The sequence below is a fragment of the Bittarella massiliensis (ex Durand et al. 2017) genome (assembly GCF_017566145.1).
In the GTDB taxonomy this organism is placed as follows: domain Bacteria; phylum Bacillota; class Clostridia; order Oscillospirales; family Ruminococcaceae; genus Bittarella; species Bittarella massiliensis_A.
This window is the reverse complement of sequence record NZ_JABFCL010000288.1, coordinates 1-216: the sequence shown is the minus strand read 5'-3', so window position 1 is coordinate 216 and position 216 is coordinate 1. Positions and strand designations below refer to the sequence as shown.

The following is a 216-nucleotide window of genomic DNA, read 5'->3' as shown; positions in this document are numbered from 1 at the left end:
TTATCTGCTTCCGCAATCAGGCGTTCCATATCCTCCAGACTCCCAAACATCGGATCAATGTCCTGATAGTCCGAAATGTCGTATCCATTGTCATCCTGCGGGGAACAGTATACCGGCGAAAGCCAGATTGCGTCAATTCCCAAATCCGACAGATAATCCAGCCTCGAAATGATCCCCGGAAGATCTCCGATTCCATCCCCATTGCTGTCCTGAAAA

1 protein-coding gene is annotated in these 216 nt (G+C 49.1%); it reads right to left on the bottom strand.

Annotation, left to right across the window (positions count from 1 at the left end; translation table 11 throughout):
* The coding region (locus HJY11_RS14365; RefSeq protein WP_243764582.1) for an alpha-amylase family glycosyl hydrolase at positions 1–216 on the bottom strand (216 nt) is incomplete at both ends.